Consider the following 20,916-nt stretch of genomic DNA (forward strand, 5'->3'; position numbering starts at 1 on the left):
CGGCACCGGCCTCCCGAGCGGATCCTGGACGTTCAGCGGGCCAGCGAGGCCCGGTCGCCCATGACGACGACGGGGTGGGCGTCGGGATCGAGTGCGAGGAGGAGGTCCTTCATGTGTTCCTGGTCGATGCTGACGCAGCCGTGGGTGGGGCCGTCGTGGTCGACGTGCAGCCAGATGCCGCCGCCGCGGTCCGCGCCGAGGGGGCGAGTCCAGTCCAGAGGCGATGTGCCGGGCTTGCGGTTGTAGTTGATGGCGATGACGTAGTCGAAGGAGCCGGTCAGGGGCTCGCCCTCGAAGCCGGTCCCGGGTGCGGTGAAGCCGTGGGAGTGGTCGTACGGCAGCCTGGTGCCGGGGTCGGGCAGGAGGCCGCCCGCGTCGGTGAGGGTGTAGACGCCGATGGGTGAGCGCAGGTCGCCGTCGGTGTGGTGGTCGGTCCAGCCCTTGAGCGCGTTGTGCGCGGGCCAGCTCGCGTCCGCCTGCCAGCCGGCCCCGGTGCGCTCGTACAGGACGACCGTCGATTGCGGGGAGTTCTTGTCGCGCCCGGTCACCAGGACGACCTGCCGGGACTCGCGCGGAACCTCGGCCCAGGTCCTGGGGCCCACACCGGGCACCTGGTGCGGGGCCACGTCGCGGAAGACCTCGGGGCCGGGTGCGGGCGCGTGCGAGGTCGCGGAAGGCATGGCCGCGGTGCCGCCGCATCCGGTGAGCAGGAGGGACGCGGCCAGCAGCGCGACACGGGAACTGCGTCTGATCATGCCTCGACCTTGGACGACAGGGGTGAGGAACTCGTCAACTTCTAGGGTCTGTTGGGTTTGCCGGGAGTGTAGAGCCATTTCTGGAACAGCCTGTCCAGGTTCTTGCCGGACACACCTTCCGACAGGGTGATGAACTGTGCGGTCGTGCCATGGCCGTCGCGGCGCCCGGTCGCCCAGGCCCGCAGGATCCGCTGGAAGGCGCGGTCGCCGACGGCGGTGCGCAGGGCGTGCAGGGCCATGGCGCCACGGGCGTAGACCGGGGTGCCGAAGATGTTGGCGCCGCTGCCGGGGTCACCGGGCGGGAACTCCCACAGGGCGTCGTCGGCCGGGCGGGCGTACAGGGCGTCGAACGTCTTCTGCGCACTGTCGCCACCGTGCTGTTCGGCGTAGAGCCACTCGGTGTAGGTGGCGAAGCCCTCGTTGAGCCAGATGTCCTTCCAGGAGGTGAGGCTGACGGAGTCGCCGAACCACTGGTGGGCGCTCTCGTGGACGAGGGTGGACAGGCTCGGCGCGGAGTCGTACACGGGCCGGGTCTGGGTCTCCAGCGCGAACCCGACGTTCGGGGCGCGGTCGACGATCGATCCGGCTGCGCGGTACGGGTAGGGGCCGAACAGCCTGCTCTCCCACTCCAGGACGGACGGCAGCTTCTTGAGCACCGGGGCCGCGGCGGTGGCCTCGCGGGGGTCCACGGCGTTGTAGACCCTGACGCCGTCGCGGGTCGTGTACTGCTCCACCTTGAACTTCCCCACGGTCGCCGTGGCGAGGTAGGCGGCCATCGGTTCCGGCTGGTGCCAGCGGAAGGTGGTCCTGCCGTGGGCGGTCCGCCGGCCGAGGAGGGTGCCGTTGGCGACCGCCGTGTGCCCTTCGGGGACGGTGACCGTGAAGTCGTACGACGCCTTGTCCGTGGGGTGGTTGTTGCCGGGGAACCACGTCATGGCGCCCTGCGGCTCCCCGGCGACGAACGCGCCGTCGTCGGTGGGGATCCAGCCGTCCAGGGAGCCGTCGGGGTCGGTGACCGGGCCGGGCTTACCCGTGTAGGTGACGGTGACGCGGAACCACTGGCCCTTGTGCAGGGCACGGCGGGGGGTGACGACGAGTTCCTGGCCGGCGCGGCGGTGGTCGGCCCTGGCGTGGTCGACAGTGAGTCCGGTGACCTTCAGCCCCTGGAAGTCGAGGTCGAACCGGGTGAGCCGCTGGGTGGCGCGGGCGGTGAGGACCGCTGTGCCGTCGAGGTGGCGGCTGCGCGGGTCGTAACGGAGGGTCAGGTCGTAGTGGCCGACGTGGTAGCCGCCGTTGCCGGCGAGCGGGAAGTAGGGGTCGCCGACGCCTGCGCCACCGGTCGTCCCGGCCGCTGCGGGTCCGGCGGCCGCGAGCAGCGCGGCGAGGGCGACGGGGACGGTCACGACGACGGCCTCTCGGCGCAGGACATGGGCGCGTCTGGCGGGGTGCGTCACATGCGCTCCTTGGGGGGTAGGGGTGGTCGCCCTCAGACTAGGGCGTGTTGCGAACGTCCCGTCGTCCGCCCGAAGGGCGGGCCCTGCGGCGTCCGGTGCGTGCGATCGCAAGGCGGAGGGTCGCCCGCGTACTGGGCGTACGTGGGCGACCCGACAACGCGGCGAGCGCGCGTGCCGGGCGTCGCAGGGCAGGCGGGACGTTCGCAACACGCCCCAGGTGCGCCCCACCGCCGATCGCCCCTCGTTCAGGTCAAGTTCCGCGCGCGTCGCCCGCGCCGCGGCGCCGCCGCCGGGGGGGCACGGCAGTACGCTCCCGGCACGACCCGCCCCGTGAGAAAGGCCGCCCCGTGAGCGTCCGAGTGCGTCGCGTCTACGATCCACCCGAGCCCGACGACGGCGTGCGTGTCCTCGTGGACCGGCTGTGGCCCCGGGGCGTCTCCAAGGACGCGGCGCAGGTCGACGAGTGGCCCAAGGGGCTCACCCCCTCCACGGAGCTGCGCCGCTGGTACCACGCGGGCGAGGCGTCGTACGAGGAGTTCGCCGGCCGGTACGAGGCGGAGCTCGCCGCGGCGGAGGCGTCCGAACTCCTCGATCACGTCCGTGACATGGCCCGCGAGGGCACGGTGACGCTGCTGACCTCCGCCAAGGAGCCGGAGCAGAGTCATGTGGCGGTGCTGGTCCGCCTCCTCGAGCCTGGGAAGGCGGACCGGCGCTGAGGCTCAGCCCGTCTGCTTGGCCGCCGCCCGTCCTGCCGCACGGCCGGAGAAGAGGCAGCCGCCGAGGAAGGTGCCTTCCAGGGCGTTGTAGCCGTGCACGCCGCCGCCGCCGAAGCCGGCGACCTCGCCCGCCGCGTACAGCCCCTCGACGGGCTTCCCGTCGGTGCCGAGGGCGCGGGAGTCGAGGTCGGTCTGGATGCCGCCGAGGGTCTTGCGGGTGAGGATGTGCAGCTTGACGCCGATCAGCGGGCCCGCCTCGGGGTCGAGGATGCGGTGCGGGGTGGCGACGCGGCCGAGGCGGTCGCCGACGTAGCGGCGGGCGTTGCGGATGCCCTGGATCTGGGCGTCCTTGGCGTACGGGTTGGCGATCTGGAGGTCACGGGCCTCGATCTGGCGGCGCACCTCGGCGGCGTCGAGGAGTGCCTTGTCGGTCAGCCCGTTCATCTTCTCGACGAGTTGTTCGAGGGTGTCGGCGATCACGAAGTCCGCGCCCTTGCGCAGGAACGCCTGGACCGGGGCGGGCGCGCCCTTGCCGAGGAGGCGGTCGCGCAGGACGGCCCTGCGGTCCTTCGCGGTGATGTCGGGGTTCTGCTCGGAGCCGGAGAGCGCGAACTCCTTCTCCACGATCTTCCGGGTGAGGATGAACCAGGAGTGGTCGTGGTCCGCGATGTCCTCGGTGGTGCGCAGGTGCTTGAGGGTGCCCAGGGTGTCGTAGCCCGGCAGGCACGGCTCCGGCAGTCGGCGGCCGAGGGCGTCGAACCACATCGAGGAGGGGCCCGGCAGGATACGGATGCCGTGGCCGGGCCAGACGGAGTCCCAGTTCTGGATGCCCTCGGTGTAGTGCCACATGCGGTCGCGGTTGACCAGCCGGACGCCGGCGTCGGCGCTGATGTCGAGCATGCGGCCGTCGACGTAGGCGGGGACGCCGGTGACCATCTCGGCGGGCGGGGTGCCCAGCCGCTCGGGCCAGTAGCGGCGGACGATGTCGTGGTTGGCGCCGATGCCGCCGCTGGTGACGATCACGGCCTGCGCGGTCAGCTCGAACTCGCCGATCGCGTCCCGGTTGGAGGCGACACCGCGCGGCGAGTCGTCGTCGGCGAGCACGGTGCCGCGCACGCCGCGCGCCACGCCGTCCTCGATGACGAGGGCGTCGACGCGATGGCGGTGGTGGAAGGTGAGGAGCCCGTCGCGCGAGGCCTGCTTCGCGTAGTCGACGAACGGCTCCACCACGCCGGTGCCGGTGCCCCAGGCGACGTGGAAGCGCGGTACGGAGTTGCCGTGTCCGTCGGCGCGCAGGTCGCCACGCTCCGCCCAGCCGACGGTGGGCAGCAGCTTGATGCCGTGCCCCTCCAGCCACGACCGCTTCTCGCCCGCCGCGAACTCGACGTAGGAACGCGCCCAGCGCACCGCCCAGGAGTCCTCGTCCTCGACGCGGTCGAACCGCGCGCTGCCCTGCCAGTCGTTCCAGGCGAGGTCGAAGGAGTCCTTGATGCCGAGGCGGCGCTGTTCCGGGGAGTCGACGAGGAAGAGCCCGCCGAAGGACCAGAACGCCTGGCCGCCGAGGTTGGCGGCGTTCTCCTGGTCGACCAGGGCGACGCGCCTGCCCCTGCTGGTGAGTTCGTGCGCCGCGACCAGGCCCGCGAGGCCGGCTCCGACGACGATGACGTCCGCATCCATGGCGACCGTTGCCCTTTCTCCTGAAGATGTCATTCCGAGGTGCCTGACTGGGTGTCAGACCGAGAGGTCAGTCCGAGAGGTCAGTCCGGGGTGCCGCTGCCGTCCGTCAGCAGCGCGGTGAGCAGTTGCTTGAGCCAGCCGCGGGCGTGGTCCACGTCCTTGTCGAGCAGCAGTTGGGTGGTGACCCCGTCGTACGCTGCGACGACCGCGTGGGCGGCGGCGTCGGCGTCGCCGAGGACGGCGGGCAGTGCGGTGTGTCCCCGGGCGCGGGCGAGCCGGTCGGCGACCGCGCGGCGCAGCCTGGCCCGGTGCTCAAGGAGGGACTGCGCGACAGCTGGGTCCCGGGCGGCGTGCACCAGGAAGTCCGTCTTCACCAGCAGCCAGTCCAGGTCGAGGAGCAGCACCTCGGTGACCCGGTCCACGGAGGCGGGCACGTCGAGGTCCGGCCCGTCGCCGGCGAGGGCATCAGCGACCTGCTGGGCGATGAGGTCGGCGCGCTCCTGGTAGAGCGCGAAGAACAGCTCGTCCAGGCTGTCGAAGTTGGAGTAGAAGGCGCCCCGGCTGTAACCGGCGGCCTCGCAGACCTCCTCGATCGAGACCCGGCCGAACCCCTTGGCGGCGAACACGGCGAACGCGGCGTCGAGGAGGTTGGCGCGCGTGCGGACACGGCGCTTGGTCACCCGACCCCTGGTCTGCTGTGCCGCCATGTCTCGCCCTCCCGTTCGATACAGGAATGTATCCGATACATTGTTGTATCGAAAAGAGGATTGTCCAGGGAACACATTTTCGATTCACGGGGGTAGGCTGGAGCGCATGGCCGCGCACCTCCAGGGCTCCCTCTTCGACCAGGCCGACGAGTTGCGGCTGGGCCCCCTCGCCGGGATCCGCCGGACCGAGCTCGGCCGCGGCGCCTGGCTCGACCTGCTGCCCGGCTGGCTCACCGGATCGGACGCACTGTTCGAACAGTTGGTGGCCGAGGTGCCGTGGCGCGCCGAGCGCCGGAAGATGTACGACCACGTCGTCGACGTCCCCCGACTGCTCTGCTTCTACGGTCCGGAGGATCCGCTCCCCCACCCGGTGCTGGCCGATGCGCGCCGGACTCTCTCCGCGCACTACGCCGAGGAACTCGGCGAGCCCTTCACCACAGCGGGCCTGTGCTACTACCGCGACGGCCGGGACAGCGTCGCCTGGCACGGTGACCGGACCGGGCGGGGCGCGCACGAGGACACCATGGTCGCCATCCTCTCCGTGGGCGCGCCCCGTGACCTGCTGCTGCGCCCGGTGGGCGGCGGCACGGCCGTACGGCACCCGCTCGGGCACGGCGACCTGATCGTGATGGGCGGCTCCTGCCAGCGGACCTGGGAGCACGCCGTACCGAAGAGCACACGCGCCACGGGACCGCGCATCAGCATCCAATTCCGCCCGCACGGCGTGCAGTAGGGGCGCCCCGGGCCCCGGAACGCTGTCGTCCGTACGCGCCTTCCCCGACACTGGGCCGAGGACGGGGAGGCCGTGTGAGGGCGGAGTCCGAACGACCCACCACCGCTCCCCGGCGCGGGGAGCTGGACGTACTGCGTGCGCTGGTCGTGCTCGGTCTCGTCTTCTTCCACGCCGGTCTGGTCTTCTCCCCCGACGACGACTTCTACGTCAAGAACGCCGAGACGACCGACGCGGTGACCGTCCTGGCCGGACTCGGCGTGGTGTGGGCGATGCCGCTGCTGTTCCTCGTCGCCGGCCTGGGCGCCCGGCACTCGATCCGCCGCCGTGGACCGGGCGGCTTCGCCCGGGAGCGCCTGCTGCGCCTGGGCGTCCCGCTGGTCTTCGCGACGGTCGTCCTGTGCCCTCTCCCCCAGTGGCTGCGGCTGCGAGCCGCCGACTCCGACCATCACGAGTCGTACTGGGCGTTCTGGCCCCGCTTCCTCACGGTGCGCCCCGACCCGGCCGACTTCCCCTTCGTCCTCGAAGGGGAGCACTTCGAGACCGGCCATCTGTGGTTCGTCGTGCTGCTCCTCGCCTTCTGTCTGCTCCTGGCCCCGGTCGCGGCGCGCCTGTCGGCCGGTGGCGCGCGAATGGCCGACGCCGTGTCCCACCGCCCGTTCCTGCTGTTCCTGCCCGCGCTGCCGCTCGCCCTCATCAACACGCTGCTGGGCCTGGAGGAGAGCTTCGCGGGCTGGCACCGCTGGGCCTACCTGCTCTTCTTCCTGTACGGCTTCGCCCTCGCCGACGACGACCGGGTCCGCGCCGCGATGCGCCGCCTGGCCGTCCCGGCCGGGGTGGCCGGCCTGCTGCTGTTCCTGGCGACAGCACCCGGCTTCCTGACCGAGGACGACCCCTTCACCGCCTGGACGCCGGTCGCGATGGTCAGCCGGGCGCTGTTCAGCGCGGCGGGCTGGTGTCTGGTGGTGGCGATCCTCGGCCGCCTGGACCGGCCTCACGAGCAGCGTTCACAGGAGCAGCGACGAGCGAACCCGGTCATGGGTCATCTCGTAGTCGCCGCACTGCCGTTGTACGTGCTCCACCAGCCGATCGTCGTCGCCTTCGCCTACGGCGTGGTCGGCTGGCCCGCGCCGATCACCGTCAAGTACGCAGTGATCGTGGCCGCTTCGCTGGCGGTGATCCTCGTGGTGTACGAGTGCGTGGTGCGCCGGACCCGGGTGACGCGGTTGCTGTTCGGGATGCGTCCCGACGCCGGAGCGCGCCCCGACCCGCCGACCAGGCCGGTTCCCTGATCTGCTTTGCTGTCTCCCGTCGGGCACGGACCTCACCACGCGGGACGATCATGCGGGCAGATGTGCAGCAAGTCGCCGACGGCATCCATCTGGTGCACGGCAGCAACACCAACTGGGTGATCCTCACCGAGGGGGACTCGGCCACGCTGGTCGACACGGGCTACCCCGGCGACCGCGAGCTGGTCCTCGACTCCCTGGCCCAGGCGGGCAGTTCACCCGAGGCGGTCGCGGCGGTGCTGATCACCCACGCCCACAACGACCACCTGGGCTCGGCGGAGTACCTGCGCGCCGCGCATGGCGCGCCGGTATACCTCCACGAGGCCGAAGTCCCGCACGCGCGCCGGGATTTCCTGCACCAGGTCACTGTCGGCGAGGTCCTGAAGAACGGCTGGCGGCCGGGTGTGCTGCCGTGGGCGGTGCACGCGATCCGGTCCGGCGGCACCGCGAAGGTGCCGGTGACCGCCCCCGAGCCGTTCCCGGCGTCCGGCGCGCTCGACCTGCCCGGCCGGCCCGTGCCCGTGCACACCCCCGGTCACACCCTGGGGCACTGCGCCTTCCACCTGCCCGACGCGGGGGTGCTGATCTCCGGCGACGCCCTGGTGAGCGGCCACCCCACCTCGCGCGAGCAGGGCCCGCAGCTGCTGCCCGACATGTTCCACCACGAGCGCGACCGTGCCGTCGCCTCCCTGGGCGTACTCGAAGAGCTGGCGGGCGACCTGCTGCTGCCGGGGCACGGACCGGTGCACCGGGGCACCGTGCGACTCGCGGCACAGCGCGCACGCGAGCTCGCGGTTTAAGGTCGGGCCATGGCATTGCAGATCAGCGCCACGAATCCGGAGCACCCCACGCTCCTGCTCACCCTGCCATGGCACCTGCCGTTGGAGGAGTGGCCCGAGGAATACCTCGTGCCGCTGCCGCGCGGCATCTCCCGCCACGTCGTGCGCTACGCGCGCGCCGGCGACGAGGTGATCGCCGTCAAGGAGCTCGCCGAGCGGCCCGCGCTGCGCGAGTACGAGCTGCTGCGCGACCTCGACCGGATCGGCATCCCCTCGGTGGACCCGCTCGCCGTGGTCACCGGTCGCCTCGACGAGGCGGGCGAGCCGCTGGAGCCTGTGCTGATCACCCGGCACCTCGGCGGGTCGATGCCGTACCGGTCGATGTTCGAGACGACGATGCGCCCGGCGACCATGCACCGCCTGATGGACGCGCTGGCCGTGCTGCTGGTCCGCCTGCACCTCGCCGGGTTCGCCTGGGGCGACTGCTCGCTGTCCAACACGCTCTTCCGGCGCGACGCGGGCGCCTACGCCGCGTATCTCGTGGACGCGGAGACCGGCGACCTGCATCCGCAGCTGAGCACCGGGCAGCGCGAGTACGACCTCGACCTCGCGCGCGTCAACATCAGCGGCGAGCTGCTCGACCTGGAGGCGTCCGGGGCGCTGCACCCCTCGGTGGACCCGATCGACTTCGGCACGGAGATCTGCGGCCGCTACGGGAGCCTGTGGGAGGAGCTGACCCGCACCTCGGTCTACCCGGCGGGCAAGTACCACTACATCGAGCGCCGGATCCGGCGGCTGAACGAGCTCGGGTTCGACGTGGCGGAGATGCAGATCGAGCACTCCTCCAACGGCGACACGGTCACCTTCGTGCCCAAGGTCGTCGACGCCGGTCACCACCAGCGGCAGCTGCTGCGCCTGACCGGTCTGGACACCGAGGAGAACCAGGCGCGGCGGCTGCTGAACGACCTGGAGAGCTGGATGGCCACCCAGGAGGACTACGCGCCCGGTGATCCGCTCGCCGCCCGCCCCGAGGTGCTCGCCCACCGCTGGGTGCGGGACGTCTTCCGTCCCACGGTGCGGGCGGTGCCGGTCGAGCTGCGGGGCTCCATGGACCCGGCGGAGATCTACCACGAGCTCCTCGAGCACCGCTGGTTCATGTCGGAGCACGCCCAGCACGACATCGGGCTCGAGGTCGCGGTCGCGGACTACATCGAGAACATCCTGCCGAAGGCGCGCGAGACGCTGGTGCCGACAACTCCCGAGTAGCCCGCCGACCGTGTGACTCAGTCGTGCGGGATCACGGCCACGGGGCAGTCCGCGTGGTGCAGCACGCCGTGTGCCACCGAGCCGATCCGGGCGCCCACGGCGGTGCGGTGAGCGCGGCGGCCGACGACCATCAGCTGGGCCCGCCCGGCCACCGACAGCAGGACCTGGCCCGCGCTGCCCATCTCCACGTGCTCGACGACAGGCACGTCGGGGAAGCGGTCCCGCCACGGCTTCAGGGCCGCGGCCAGCGCCTTCTTCTCGTACGGCTCCAGGCCACCGGCCTCGTCGAGCATCTTCAGCGAGCCCGGGCTGTAGGCGAACACCGGCGGCAGGGTCCAGGCGCGGACGGCGCGCACGGTCGCTCCGCGCGCGGCGGCCGTCTCGAAGGCGAACCGCAGGGCCGCGGCGCTGTCGTCGGGCTCGCCCTGCTGGCCGACGACGATGTCGCGGCCGGCCGCCTCGGCGGCGGGCTCGTCACCGGCGCGCACCAGGACGACGGGCCGGGCGGCCTCGGCGATCACCTGCTGGCCGACGGAGCCGAGCAGGAAGCCGACGACCGGTCCGTGGCCGCGCGAGCCGAGGACGAGCAGTTCGGCGTCGGCCGCTGTGGCGGTCAGGGTCTCGACGGGAGCCCCCTCCGGCAGCTCCGTGGTGATCTCCAGGCCGGGGTGCCGCTCGGCGACCGTCCGCACGGCGTCCGCGACCCCGTCCCGCACCCACTGCTCCTGCGTCGCCCGGTCCGCCCGCTCCGCCAGGTCCGACTGGAGCCGCCAGGCGTGCACCACCCGCAACGGCAGGCCGCGGCGGACCGCCTCCCTGGCCGCCCAGGCCAGCGCCGCCAGGCTCTCCTCGGTTCCGTCGACCCCAGCCGTGATCGGGCGCGTCATGCGGATGTCTCCTCGTCTCGTGCTCGGTCCTTCGTTCACATGCCTCGGCCCCAGTCTTCACTACGCTGGCCGTCATGACCTTGGAATGGGAACAGGTGATCGTCGACTCGACCGACCCCGTGGCGCTGGGCCGCTGGTGGGCCAAGGCGCTGGGGTGGGTGGTGGTGACCGACGCGCCCGACGAGTACGAGATCCGGCCCACGCCCGACCGGATGCCGGGCCTCCTCTTCGTCCCGGTGCCGGAGGGCAAGACCGTCAAGAACCGGCTGCACCTCGACTTCCGCCCCGAGGACCAGCGCGCCGAGGTGCACCGGCTGCTGTCGCTCGGGGCGCGGTACGCGGACCTCGGGCAGGGCGAGCAGCCGTGGGTGACGCTCACCGACCCGGAGGGCAACGAGTTCTGCGTGCTGGGCGGCCGCGTCCCGCATGCCTGAGCGAAGCGGATCGATCGAACATACGATGGCGTGAGGCGGGCCGGTGATATGGGGGGACCGGCCCCTGGACCCGGCCGCTCGGGGTGGGAGACGTATGCCAGAGGCCGCCGAAGCAGCGCGGACCGTCATTCTGACCGTGGACGACGACCCGGGGGTCTCCCGCGCCGTCGCCCGCGACCTGAGGCGCCGCTACGGCGCGTCGTACCGGATCGTGCGCGCCGAGTCCGGCGAGTCGGCGCTGGAGGCGCTGCGCGAGCTGAAGCTGCGCGGGGACCTCGTCGCCGTGATCCTGGCCGACTACCGGATGCCGCAGATGAACGGCATCGAGTTCCTCGAACAGGCCCTGGACGTGTATCCGGGGGCGCGCCGGGTGCTGCTGACCGCGTACGCGGACACCCACGCGGCGATCGACGCGATCAACGTCGTCGACCTGGACCACTACCTCCTCAAGCCGTGGGACCCGCCCGAGGAGAAGCTCTACCCGGTCCTGGACGACCTCTTGGAGGCCTGGCGGACCGGAGACCACCGGCCCGTGCCCAGTACCAAGGTGGTCGGACACCGCTTCTCGGCGCGCTCCTCCGACGTACGGGAGTTCCTGGCGCGCAACCAGGTGCCGTACCGCTGGTACTCCTCCGACGAGCCCGAGGGCCGACGACTGCTGGCTGCGGCCGGGCAGGACGGACAGCGGCTGCCGATCGTGATCACCCCGGACGGGACACCGCTCGTGGAACCGGAGGCGCCCGACCTGGCCGCACACGTGGGTCTCGCCACCACGCCCACGGCCGACTTCTACGACCTCGTCGTGATCGGCGGCGGCCCGGCAGGGCTCGGCGCGGCCGTCTACGGCGCCTCGGAGGGGCTGCGGACGGTGCTGGTCGAGCGGTCGGCGACCGGCGGGCAGGCCGGGCAGAGCTCCCGCATCGAGAACTACCTGGGCTTCCCCGACGGGGTGTCCGGCGCGCAGCTCACCGACCGGGCCCGGCGGCAGGCGTCGAAGTTCGGCGCCGAGATCCTCACCGCACGCGAGGTGACGGGACTGGAGGTCAGCGGGGCCGCGCGGGTCGTACGGTTCTCCGACGGCTCGGCGATCGCCGCGCACAGCGTGATCCTCGCGACCGGCGTGTCGTACCGGCAGCTGGGCGCGCCGGGAGCGGACGACCTGACCGGCTGCGGGGTGTTCTACGGCTCGGCGCTGACCGAGGCGGCCTCCTGCCAGGGGCACGACGTGTACATCGTGGGCGGTGCCAACTCGGCCGGGCAGGCGGCGATGTACCTGGCCCGGGGCGCCAAGTCCGTGACGCTGCTGGTGCGGGGTCCCTCGCTGGCGGCGTCGATGTCGCACTACCTGATCCAGCAGATCTCCGAGGCCCCGAACATCTCGGTGCGCTGCGGCACGGTCGTCGAAGCCGCGCACGGCTCGGACCACCTGGAGCAGCTGACGCTTCGGCACGTGGAGAGCGGCAAGAGCGAACTCGTCGACGCGCAGTGGATGTTCGTGTTCATCGGGGCGGCCCCGCTGACGGACTGGCTGGACGGGACGGTGCTGCGCGACGAGCGCGGGTTCATCCTCGCCGGGCCCGACCTGACCCTGGACGGGCGACCGCCGGCCGGCTGGGAGCTGGACCGGCCGCCGTACCACCTGGAGACCAACGTGCCGGGCGTGTTCGTGGCGGGCGACGCCCGGGCCGAGTCCGCCAAGCGGGTCGCGTCCGCCGTCGGAGAGGGAGCCATGGCCGTGATGCTCGTCCACCGGTATCTGGAGCAGTCGTGACCGGGCGGGTGATGCCGTGCAGCCCGGCGGAGATCGGTTCGCTGTTCCTGTTCGAGAAGCTGACGCCGGAGCAGCTCGGCAGCCTGTGCGCCGAGGGGCGGGTGGAGAAGTTCGAGCCCGGCCCGGTGTACACCGAGGGTGAGCCGGCCACCTGCTTCTTCGTGATGATCGAGGGCACGGTCGTCATCTCCCGGCGGGTCGGCGGCGACGACGTGGAGGTCAACCGGACCTCGCAGCGCGGGGTGTACGCGGGCTCCATGCAGGCCTTTCTCGGGGACCGGGTGCCGCAGGTCTACGGCAGCTCCCTGCGCGTGACGGAGCCGACGCGGTTCTTCGTGCTGCCCGCCGAGACGTTCTCGGCGTTCATGCAGGAGTGGTTCCCGATGGCCGTCCACCTGCTGGAGGGGCTGTTCTTCGGTTCGAAGAACACCCAGCGGGCGATCGGGCAGCGGGAACGGCTGCTGGCGCTCGGCTCGCTGTCGGCGGGGCTCACGCACGAGCTCAACAACCCCGCCGCTGCGGCCGTGCGGGCGACGTCGACCCTGCGGGAGCGGGTGGCGAAGATGCGGCACAAGCTGGCCGTGATCGCCCAGGGGTCCTACTCCCCCGAGACCCTCGCCGAACTCATCGACATCCAGGAACGCACCGCCGAACGGGTCGCCAAGGCCCCGGCGTTGAGCCCTCTGGAGGCGTCCGACCGGGAGGACGAACTCACCGACTGGCTCGACGACCACGGCATCCAGGAGGGCTGGCGGATCGCGCCCGCCTTCGTGCAGGCCGGTCTCGACGTCGACTGGCTGGAGCAGGTCGCGTCCGCCGTCGACGAGGAGATGCTGCCCGGGGCGGTCGGCTGGCTCAACTACACCGTCGAGACCGAGCTGTTGATGGACGAGATCGCGGACTCCACCACCCGCGTCTCCCGGCTCGTCGACGCCGCCAAGCAGTACTCACAGCTCGACCGCGCCCCCTACCAGGTCGCCGACGTGCACGAACTCCTCGACAGCACCCTGCTGATGCTGTCGGGCAAGATCGGGCAGCGCATCAAGATCGTCAAGGAGTACGACCGTACGCTCCCGAAGGTCCCCGCGTACCCGGCGGAGCTCAACCAGGTGTGGACCAACCTGATCGACAACGCGGTCTTCGCCATCAACAGCGCGGGCGGAGAAGGCACGTTGACGGTGCACACGGCCCGCGACCACGACCGGCTGCTGGTGGAGTTCCGCGACACCGGGCCCGGGGTGCCGCCGGACATCCGCAGCCGTATCTTCGACCCCTTCTTCACCACCAAGCCCGTGGGCGAGGGCACCGGGCTCGGTCTGGACATCTCCTGGCGGATCGTGGTCAACAAGCACCACGGTTCCCTCCATGTCGAATCCGCGCCGGGCGACACCCGCTTCCAGGTTCTGCTGCCGCTCACCGCGGCGGACCCCGAGACGGCCGAGGAGCCGGAATGACCAGCGAGAGCAACGCAAACGGCATCGACGCCACCGTCCCGCCGAGCGGCGCGGGGTGTCTGGAGTGCGACGAGGGCGGGGGCTGGTGGTTCCATCTGCGGCGCTGCGCCACCTGCGGCCACGTCGGCTGCTGCGACTCCTCCCCCGCCCAGCACGCCACCGGCCACTACAGGGCCACGGGGCACCCACTGGTGCGGAGCTTCGAGCCGGGCGAGGAGTGGTTCTGGGACTACTCCACGAACGAGCTCTACGAGTCCGGTCCGGACCTGGCACCCCCCGTCGGCCATCCCGCGGACCAGCCCGTGCCGGGGCCGGCGGGGCGCGTCCCGGCGGACTGGGCGAGGAAGCTGAATCGCTGAGGTGCCGCCGGCGGGATGCGCGGGGCAGGCGCTGAGCGGACGTCCCAGGTGGCAGGGGGCGTTGTCGGTCCGGCGTGCCAGGATGGAGCCGTGCCGCAGACCGTTTTCACCCCGCCGCTGATCGGCCGGGACGAGGAACTCGCCCTACTCGCCGGTGTCCTGGAACGCACCCGGGCCGGGGAGGCCCGAGCGGTGCTGCTCGCCGGGGACGCCGGTGTCGGCAAGACGCGGGTGCTGGTCGAGGCCGCCGCCCGGGCCGCCGGGGCCGGGACGACCGTGCTCACCGGTCACTGCGTCGACCTCGGTGACGTCGGTCTGCCGTATCTGCCGTTCACCGAGATCCTCGGGGCGCTCGCGGGTGACGAGCGGTTCTCCGACGTCCTCGCCGCGCATCCCGTCGTCGACCGGCTGCTGGGTGCCGGGAGCGACACCGTGCGGGACGACGGGGGTCCCCCCACGCGTTCCAGCGGTGGCGGAGGGCGGCTGCGGCTGTTCGAGGGCGTGGCCGGGCTGCTGGCCGACCTGGCACAGATCGCCCCGCTGCTGCTCGTCCTGGAGGACCTCCACTGGGCCGACCAGTCCTCACGGGACCTGCTGCGGTTCCTGCTCAGCCGCGGCATCCTCGGGCGCCCCGCGGGCGGTGCCCCCGGCCACCGGCTCGCGGTCCTCGCGTCGTACCGCGCGGACGACCTGCACCGCCGTCACCCGCTGCGCCCGCTGCTGGCCGAACTGGTGCGGCTGCCCGGTGTGGAGCGGCTGGAGCTGCGGCCGATGGCGGACGTGGAGGTGGCCCGGCTGGTGCGTTCCCTGGAGGGCCGTCCGCTGCCCGACGCCACGGTGCGCGGGATCGTGGAGCGCGCCGAGGGCAACGCCTTCTACGCCGAGGAGTTGCTCGCCGCGACGGGCACGCAGGCCGGGGGCGTGCCCAGCGGGCTGGCCGACGTCCTCCTCATCCGTGTCGAGCAGTTGTCCGACACGGCCCAGCAGGTGCTGCGCACGGCCGCCGTCGCCGGGCGGCGGGTGGAGCACGAGCTGCTGCGGCACGCGGTGCGCCTGCCCGAGGACGAGCTGGAGTCGGCGCTGCGCGAGGCCGTGGGACGCCAGCTGCTGGTCGCCGGGGAGGGCGACACGTACACGTTCCGGCACGCGCTGGCCCGCGAGGCCGTGTACGCGGATCTGCTCCCTGGCGAACGGGCCCGGCTGCACAGCGCGTTCGCGGGGCTGCTCGCCGGGGGCGGCCGGCCGGAGAACGCGGCCGAGCGCGCCCACCACCACCGCGAGGGCCACGAGCTCCCCGAGGCGCTCGCCGCCTCCTTGGAGGCCGCCGACCACGCCCAGCGGGTGGGCGCACCGGCCGAGGAGCTGCGCCATCTGGAGGCGGTCCTCGACCTGTGGGCGGCGGTGGAGCCGGCGGCGCGGCCCTCGGGCGACGGTGTCGACCGGGTCACGCTCACCCTGCGCGCCTCGGCGGCCGCCGCGCACGCCGGCGACACACACCGCGCGGTCGCCCTCGCCCGCTCCGCGCTGGCCGGGGTCGGCCAGGACGCCGATGCCGAGCTCGCCGCCCGGGTGCGCTACACGCTCGCCGGGAACCTGATGAGCGTCGACAGTCTGTCGGCGGCCTTCGCCCACAGCAGCGAGGCGCTGGCGATGATCCCCGCCGAGCCGCCCTCGCCCACCTGGGTGTGGGCCGCGGCCACCCATGTCATGGCGGCACGGCACGTCGGGGAGAACGACACCGCGCTGCGCGTCGCCCGACAGGCGCTGAGCGTCGCCGAAGGGCTGGGCCTGGCGGACGCGCAGGCCGACCTGCTGGTGTCGCTGGCCATCCTGGAGGGCGACGGCCGGCGGAGCGTGCACGGTCGCGAGCGGCTCCGGCAGGCCCAGGAGCTGGCCCGGCTTTCGGGCAACGCTCCCGTGGAGATGCGGGCGCTGTTCAACCGCGCCATCGGCTCCTTCGAGGCCGGGGCGCTGGAGGAGTGCGTGCCCTCGGTGACGGAGGGACTGGACCGCGCCCGCCGCGCGGGGCTGCTGTCGTCGCCGTATCCCCTGGAGATGCGCTACCTCCGGCTGCTGGTGCTGTACACGCTGGGCCGCTGGGACGAGTGCCTGCGTGCGGCGGCGGACGACGCCGAGGTGCTGCCCGCGGCGGGCGGATACACGGTCGGGCCCGCGCTGTACGTGTCGCTGGCCCGCGGCGACCTGGGGGCCGTGGAGCGCGCCGAGGCGCTGCTGAAGGGCCCGTTCGACTGGATGGCCGCGCTCGTCTCGGGCATCGTCCTGACCGACGCGGCCGCGCTGCGCGGGGATCCGCAGGGGGCGGTGGCGCGGATGCGGTCCGCCGTCGAGTCCCTCACGGACGACGCGGGCAGCCGCCCCGACGTCACGGTGCGTCTCGCCGCGCTCGCGCTCGCGGCCGTCTCCGACGCTGCCTGCGCCGCGCGTCTGACCGGCGACGAGGCGGCGGCGCGCCACTGGGCGGACACCGCCGCCGAGTGGGAGGAGTTGGCCCGGCCGGCAGGCCTGCGGGGCGAGAGCGGCGCGCGGCAGGGGCCGGAGGGGCTGGCCTGGCTGGCCCGCGCGGAGGCCGAGCGGATACGCGCCGTGTCGGGGCCGGATGTGGCGGCCTGGGAGAAGGCCGCCGCCGCGTTCGACTACGGCGACGTGTACGAGCGGGCGCGCTGCCGGCTGCGGCTCGCCGAGGCCCTGTTGACGGCCGAGCGGCGCGAGGAGGCGGCCGCCGAGGCCGGTGCGGTGCGGGAGACGGCCGTGCGGCTCGGCGCCGCTCCGCTGCTGGAGCAGGTGGACGCGCTGATCCGCCGCGGCCGTCTGACTCGGGCCGCCGCCGAGGGCACCTCCGCCGACCGCGCCTCACCGCTCACGGCCCGGGAGCAGGACGTGCTGCGGCTGCTCGCCCGGGGCCGCAGCAACCGCCAGATCGGCGAGGAGCTGTTCATCAGCGGCAAGACGGCGAGCGTGCACGTCTCCAACATCCTCGGCAAGCTCGGCGCGGCGAGCCGTACGGAGGCGGTGGCGATCGCCTACCGGCGCGGCCTGATCACACCGGAGCCGACGGCGTCCCCGTGACACACCGGAGCCGACGGCGTCCCCGTGACACACCGGGTCCGCCGTCGGCCATCGGTGCCGGCTGCCGTCAGTGGCGGGCGGCCGGCGTGTTCGCGGCGGTCACGTTGACGGCCGCCCAGGACTTGTTGACCGTCTTGTACTCGACGCTGGTCGCGCCGTAGAGGTCCTTGGCCGCCTTCAGGGTCGCGATGCGCGCGCCGTGGAAGTCGGTCGAGGAGACCATGTAGCGGGTCAGGGCCCGGTAGTAGATGGCCGTGGCCTTGGCGCGGCCGATGCCCCTGACCGTGGAGCGGTCGTAGGTGGGCGAGTTGTAGGTGACACGGCCGATGGTCTTGCGGCCGCTGCCCTCGGCGAGGAGGTAGTACGCGTGCGAGGAGACCCCGGAGCCCGCGTGGACCTCGGCGTTGTAGACGGCCGGTGACCAGTAGTCGATCGCGCCCTCCAGCCGGTCGAGGGAGGGGCGGTCAAGGCGGCGCAGGAACTTCTGGTCCAGGCCGAGCTTCTCGCCGACGAGGTAGTTCGGCGGGTTCTTCGGGTTGTTGGCGCTGAACTCGACGTTGGAGCCGAAGATGTCCGCGAGGGACTCGTTCAGGGAGCCGGGCTCACCGTACTGGTTGCCGGCGCTGTCGACCCGCGTGGGCTCCAGGCGGGCCGTCGCGTCGACTACGCCGTGGGTGAGTTCGTGGCCGGTGACGTCGAGGACGACGAGCGGCTTCTTGAGCATGTCCCCGTCGCCGTCGCCGTAGAGCATGCAGCCGCAGTCCGGGTCCCAGAACGCGTTGCCCACCTTGTTGCCGTAGTGGACCATGGCGAGGGCGCCCTTGCTGTTGTTCTTGATGCCCTTGCGGCCGAAGGTCTTCTTGTAGAAGTCCAGGGTCTGCGTGACGCCGTACTGGGCGTCGACGGCGGCGCTGGCGCGGTTGGAGACGGTCCCGTTGCCCCACTTGTTGTTCGTGGAGGTGAACTTCTTGCCGCGCGCGAAGTCCCACACTTCCTGGTTCTTGGCGTCGCGGGTCTCCGTGCCCCAGCGGGTGGGGTCCTTCAGGAGGTAGCTCGTGCGGGCGGTACGGGTGGTGGTGAGCTTGACCGTGCCCGCGAAGAGGGAGGTGCCGGTGCCCGCCGCGGTGGAGGGGTAGGCGGCGGCGCCCGGGGCGGGGGCGGCGGTGAGGCCGTCGGCGTGCGGGGCGGTGCCGGTGGCCGGGTCGAGCGTCTCGCCGCGCTCGCGCAGGGCGTCGAGCAGCCGGGGCGAGAGGAACTCGTCGCTGTCGGACGCGTTGCTGAGCACCTTGCCGCTGAGGGCGTCCACGACGACCGTCCGGGAACCTCCGGCGCCGCTGGTGCCGGCGTCGGTGACCCGCACCTGGTAGGCGAGGGTCGGGGTGCCGCCGCGGGCGTCGACCACGAGTTCGGCGGCGGCCGCCCGGCCCTTGGCGACGGCGGCTGCCTTCACCTCGGCCTGCCGGGCCGTCAGCTTCGCCTTGGCGGTGGCGGGGCGGACCGTGCGGTCGGTGGCGCGGGTGACACCGGCGTACGCCAGCCGCTGGGTGAGGTGGACGACGAGGTCGCCGCCGAGGACGGGCATGCCCTGGTGCGTCCGGACGAACCGGACGTGTCGTGCGCCCTCGGGGTCGATCAGCACGTCCTGGGGCGTCAGTTCGTCGCCGTCGGTGACGCCGGTCGCCGAGGCGTGGGCGAAGGCGGCGGCGCGGGCGGCCTCGACGACGGCGGCGGCCTGGGATCCGGCCTCGGTGGTCGTGGCTGAGGTGCGGGCATCGCCCGTGGACGGCGCCGCGAAGGCCGTGCCCGCCAGGCCCGTGGCGGCCGTCGCCACGGTGACGGCGACCGCGAGGCCGCGTATGTGTGCTCTACGCACGAATGAGGGTTCCTTCGTTCACGGGCGGCAGCGGTCGCCGGCAGGGCGACCAACCGCTCATCGACACGGCGCGGTTGAGCGCCATGGGGGCTGGTCGGGCCCCGGAGGAAACCCTTACGGATGCGTCATGTTCATGTAAAGCGGATAGGCCGTATTAAAGGCACTTCCAGGCGATACCCTGCGAATCCGCACCGCTCAGTGATCACCGGATGACCAACTGTGCGTCGGTTATGGAGATGTGACGGAGCGCGAGAAGGTTGCCCGCCCTCGGATGTGATCGATCTCGCACTGAACCACGCCGGGCAGGCCTCGGCGGAGACGGGAGAAGAACCGGATGATCTCAGCAACGGTGGGCAGAGGTACGGCGCTGGCGGCGGCCCTGCTGTCCCTCCTGGCAGTCCCGGCCCACGCGGCGCCGCAGGAGCCGCTGCCCGACCTCACCGGACTGCGCGGCTTCCTGAGCACGGCGCAGCAGCAGGGGGCACCCGGGGCGATGGCGCGGATCGACGACCACGGCACCGTCAGCAAGGTCACGGTGGGCGTCGCCGACCGTGCCACCGGGCGCGCCCTGAGCACCACCGACCGCTTCCGCATCGGCAGCGTCACCAAGACCTTCACCACCGTCGTCCTGCTGCAACTCGTCGACGAGGGGAAGCTGAGCCTGGACGCCCCGGTCAACCGCTACCTGCCGGGGCTGCTGCCGGACGGCCGCATCACCGTGCGGCACGTACTGAGTCACCGCAGCGGCCTGTACGACTACACCAACGACATGTTCGCGCAGACCGTCCCCGGCTTCGAGGCCGTCCGCACCAAGGTGTTCACCTACCGCCAGCTGGTGGACCGGTCACTGCGGCACCCCCCGACCGGCGCGCCCGGTGCCGCCTACGCGTACTCCAACACCAACTTCGTCGTCGCCGGGATGCTCGTCGAGAAGCTGACCGGGCACTCCGTACAGACCGAGTACCAGAACCGGATCATCAAGCCGCTGAAGCTGCCCGACACCTTCTACGTGCACCCCGACACGCACATCCCGGGCCGTTACGCCCGCGGCTACCTCACCCCCGACGAGTCCGGCGGGCGCCTGGTCGACGCCACCGAGCAGACGGCCTCCTGGGCGCAGAGCGCGGGCGCGATCGTCTCCAGCACACAGGACCTCAACACCTTCTTCTCCGCCCTGGTCGGCGGCCGGCTGACCTCGGCGACGCAACTGGCGCAGATGGAGCGCTGGACACCGGCGGGCACCGGCCAGGCGTACGGGCTGGGGCTGCGGCGCCGTGATCTGTCGTGCGGCGTGTCCGTCTACGGCCACACCGGCGCCGTCCAGGGCTATTACACGTACGCCTTCACGTCGAAGGACGGCAAGCGCAGCCTCACCGCCGCCGCCAACACCTCCAACAGCAGCGCCGTGCACAACACCATGCTGCGCACCCTGGAGTCGGCGTTCTGCGGCAAGCGGAGCGCACCGGCACGCGGGGCCAGTGCAGGGGTCGTGGAGCGACATGAGGACATCGCGCCGGGGATCGTTCGCGACTGAGCGCGGTAGTCGACTGCCGACCGGGGCCGGGGCCGGGGAGAACGGGACCTCGGCCCGGCCGACGGGGGGACCGACTCTGCGGGATCCAACTCCTCGATCCCGCAGAGCAACCTCCACGCGCACAACCACGTCTCGCTCTACACA

General features: G+C 72.4%; 17 protein-coding genes. 11 read left to right on the forward strand and 6 right to left on the reverse strand.

The window, feature by feature from the left end:
* Window positions 1-32: 32 nt before the first annotated feature.
* Window positions 33-755: a L,D-transpeptidase family protein gene (locus AC067M_RS42880; RefSeq protein ID WP_478702423.1), complete on the reverse strand. Its 723-nt coding sequence runs from the start codon at window positions 753-755 to the stop codon at window positions 33-35.
* 41 nt (window positions 756-796) lie between these two features.
* Window positions 797-2,209: a M1 family metallopeptidase gene (locus AC067M_RS42885; RefSeq protein WP_478702424.1), complete on the reverse strand. Its 1,413-nt coding sequence runs from the start codon at window positions 2,207-2,209 to the stop codon at window positions 797-799.
* A gap of 347 nt (window positions 2,210-2,556) precedes the next feature.
* Between AC067M_RS42885 and AC067M_RS42890 the strand changes: the two genes are divergently transcribed.
* Window positions 2,557-2,925, forward strand: a complete 369-nt coding sequence (locus tag AC067M_RS42890; protein WP_478702425.1) for a DUF488 domain-containing protein — start codon at window positions 2,557-2,559, stop codon at window positions 2,923-2,925.
* Between the two features lie 3 nt (window positions 2,926-2,928).
* Here the strand turns inward: AC067M_RS42890 and AC067M_RS42895 are convergent, their stop codons facing one another.
* The gene (locus tag AC067M_RS42895) at window positions 2,929-4,602 is read right to left on the reverse strand and encodes an FAD-binding dehydrogenase (RefSeq protein ID WP_478702426.1); all 1,674 of its coding nucleotides are present in this window, start codon (window positions 4,600-4,602) and stop codon (window positions 2,929-2,931) included.
* Window positions 4,603-4,682: 80 nt separating this feature from the next.
* Complete coding sequence (locus AC067M_RS42900; RefSeq protein ID WP_478702427.1) at window positions 4,683-5,309, reverse strand: TetR/AcrR family transcriptional regulator; 627 nt, start codon at window positions 5,307-5,309, stop codon at window positions 4,683-4,685.
* Between the two features lie 106 nt (window positions 5,310-5,415).
* Here AC067M_RS42900 and AC067M_RS42905 point away from each other — a divergent pair, with 106 nt between their 5' ends.
* The 4 genes from AC067M_RS42905 to AC067M_RS42920 all read left to right on the forward strand — a co-directional run bounded on the left by AC067M_RS42905 (window position 5,416) and on the right by AC067M_RS42920 (window position 9,373).
* Entirely contained in the window at window positions 5,416-6,042 is a 627-nt protein-coding gene (locus AC067M_RS42905; RefSeq protein ID WP_478702428.1) for an alpha-ketoglutarate-dependent dioxygenase AlkB family protein, read from the forward strand.
* A gap of 74 nt (window positions 6,043-6,116) precedes the next feature.
* Complete coding sequence (locus AC067M_RS42910; RefSeq protein ID WP_478702429.1) at window positions 6,117-7,331, forward strand: acyltransferase family protein; 1,215 nt, start codon at window positions 6,117-6,119, stop codon at window positions 7,329-7,331.
* 50 nt (window positions 7,332-7,381) lie between these two features.
* A complete protein-coding gene (locus AC067M_RS42915) occupies window positions 7,382-8,128 on the forward strand; it encodes an MBL fold metallo-hydrolase (RefSeq protein ID WP_478702430.1) in 747 nt (248 codons plus the stop codon).
* A 9-nt stretch (window positions 8,129-8,137) separates the two neighbouring features.
* Entirely contained in the window at window positions 8,138-9,373 is a 1,236-nt protein-coding gene (locus tag AC067M_RS42920) for a DUF4032 domain-containing protein (protein ID WP_478702431.1), read from the forward strand.
* Between the two features lie 17 nt (window positions 9,374-9,390).
* Here the strand turns inward: AC067M_RS42920 and AC067M_RS42925 are convergent, their stop codons facing one another.
* Window positions 9,391-10,260 carry a universal stress protein gene (locus AC067M_RS42925; protein ID WP_478702432.1) on the reverse strand — a complete coding sequence of 290 codons (870 nt, stop codon included), beginning with the start codon at window positions 10,258-10,260 and terminating at the stop codon, window positions 9,391-9,393.
* Between the two features lie 74 nt (window positions 10,261-10,334).
* On the opposite strand from AC067M_RS42925, the gene AC067M_RS42930 reads away from it, so the two are divergent.
* The 5 genes from AC067M_RS42930 (at window position 10,335) to AC067M_RS42950 (ending at window position 17,365) form a co-directional block, all read left to right on the forward strand.
* On the forward strand, window positions 10,335-10,694 hold the full coding sequence (locus tag AC067M_RS42930) for a VOC family protein (RefSeq protein ID WP_478702433.1): 360 nt from the start codon (window positions 10,335-10,337) through the stop codon (window positions 10,692-10,694).
* A 94-nt stretch (window positions 10,695-10,788) separates the two neighbouring features.
* Window positions 10,789-12,465 (forward strand): NAD(P)/FAD-dependent oxidoreductase, encoded by a 1,677-nt coding sequence (locus AC067M_RS42935; protein WP_478702434.1) that lies wholly within the window; start codon window positions 10,789-10,791, stop codon window positions 12,463-12,465.
* 11 nt (window positions 12,466-12,476) lie between these two features.
* The gene (locus AC067M_RS42940) at window positions 12,477-13,919 is read left to right on the forward strand and encodes an ATP-binding protein (protein WP_478702456.1); all 1,443 of its coding nucleotides are present in this window, start codon (window positions 12,477-12,479) and stop codon (window positions 13,917-13,919) included.
* Window positions 13,916-14,278 (forward strand): UBP-type zinc finger domain-containing protein, encoded by a 363-nt coding sequence (locus AC067M_RS42945; protein WP_478702435.1) that lies wholly within the window; start codon window positions 13,916-13,918, stop codon window positions 14,276-14,278. Before AC067M_RS42940 ends, AC067M_RS42945 begins: the two co-directional genes overlap by 4 nt.
* Before the next feature lie 90 nt (window positions 14,279-14,368).
* A complete protein-coding gene (locus AC067M_RS42950) occupies window positions 14,369-17,365 on the forward strand; it encodes a helix-turn-helix transcriptional regulator (protein ID WP_478702436.1) in 2,997 nt (998 codons plus the stop codon).
* Window positions 17,366-17,432: 67 nt separating this feature from the next.
* Here AC067M_RS42950 and AC067M_RS42955 read toward each other — a convergent pair whose 3' ends face one another.
* Window positions 17,433-19,238 carry a M4 family metallopeptidase gene (locus AC067M_RS42955; RefSeq protein WP_478702437.1) on the reverse strand — a complete coding sequence of 602 codons (1,806 nt, stop codon included), beginning with the start codon at window positions 19,236-19,238 and terminating at the stop codon, window positions 17,433-17,435.
* 334 nt (window positions 19,239-19,572) lie between these two features.
* Between AC067M_RS42955 and AC067M_RS42960 the strand changes: the two genes are divergently transcribed.
* The gene (locus AC067M_RS42960; protein WP_478702438.1) at window positions 19,573-20,772 is read left to right on the forward strand and encodes a serine hydrolase domain-containing protein; all 1,200 of its coding nucleotides are present in this window, start codon (window positions 19,573-19,575) and stop codon (window positions 20,770-20,772) included.
* The last annotated feature ends 144 nt before the right edge of the window (window positions 20,773-20,916 follow it).

This window comes from Streptomyces sp. NPDC043427 (genome assembly GCF_056436655.1).

Excerpts from the sequence above, each read along its gene's own strand:
- AC067M_RS42895 (WP_478702426.1), bottom strand. The coding sequence starts at position 4,602 with ATGGATGCGGACGTCATCGTCGTCGGAGCCGGCCTCGCGGGCCTGGTC.
- AC067M_RS42905 (WP_478702428.1), top strand. The coding sequence starts at position 5,416 with ATGGCCGCGCACCTCCAGGGCTCCCTCTTCGACCAGGCCGACGAGTTG.
- AC067M_RS42900 (WP_478702427.1), bottom strand. The coding sequence starts at position 5,309 with ATGGCGGCACAGCAGACCAGGGGTCGGGTGACCAAGCGCCGTGTCCGC.
- AC067M_RS42935 (WP_478702434.1), top strand. The coding sequence starts at position 10,789 with ATGCCAGAGGCCGCCGAAGCAGCGCGGACCGTCATTCTGACCGTGGAC.
- AC067M_RS42925 (WP_478702432.1), bottom strand. The coding sequence starts at position 10,260 with ATGACGCGCCCGATCACGGCTGGGGTCGACGGAACCGAGGAGAGCCTG.
- AC067M_RS42915 (WP_478702430.1), top strand. The coding sequence starts at position 7,382 with ATGCGGGCAGATGTGCAGCAAGTCGCCGACGGCATCCATCTGGTGCAC.
- AC067M_RS42940 (WP_478702456.1), top strand. The coding sequence starts at position 12,477 with ATGCCGTGCAGCCCGGCGGAGATCGGTTCGCTGTTCCTGTTCGAGAAG.
- AC067M_RS42945 (WP_478702435.1), top strand. The coding sequence starts at position 13,916 with ATGACCAGCGAGAGCAACGCAAACGGCATCGACGCCACCGTCCCGCCG.
- AC067M_RS42920 (WP_478702431.1), top strand. The coding sequence starts at position 8,138 with ATGGCATTGCAGATCAGCGCCACGAATCCGGAGCACCCCACGCTCCTG.
- AC067M_RS42930 (WP_478702433.1), top strand. The coding sequence starts at position 10,335 with ATGACCTTGGAATGGGAACAGGTGATCGTCGACTCGACCGACCCCGTG.
- AC067M_RS42960 (WP_478702438.1), top strand. The coding sequence starts at position 19,573 with ATGATCTCAGCAACGGTGGGCAGAGGTACGGCGCTGGCGGCGGCCCTG.
- AC067M_RS42880 (WP_478702423.1), bottom strand. The coding sequence starts at position 755 with ATGATCAGACGCAGTTCCCGTGTCGCGCTGCTGGCCGCGTCCCTCCTG.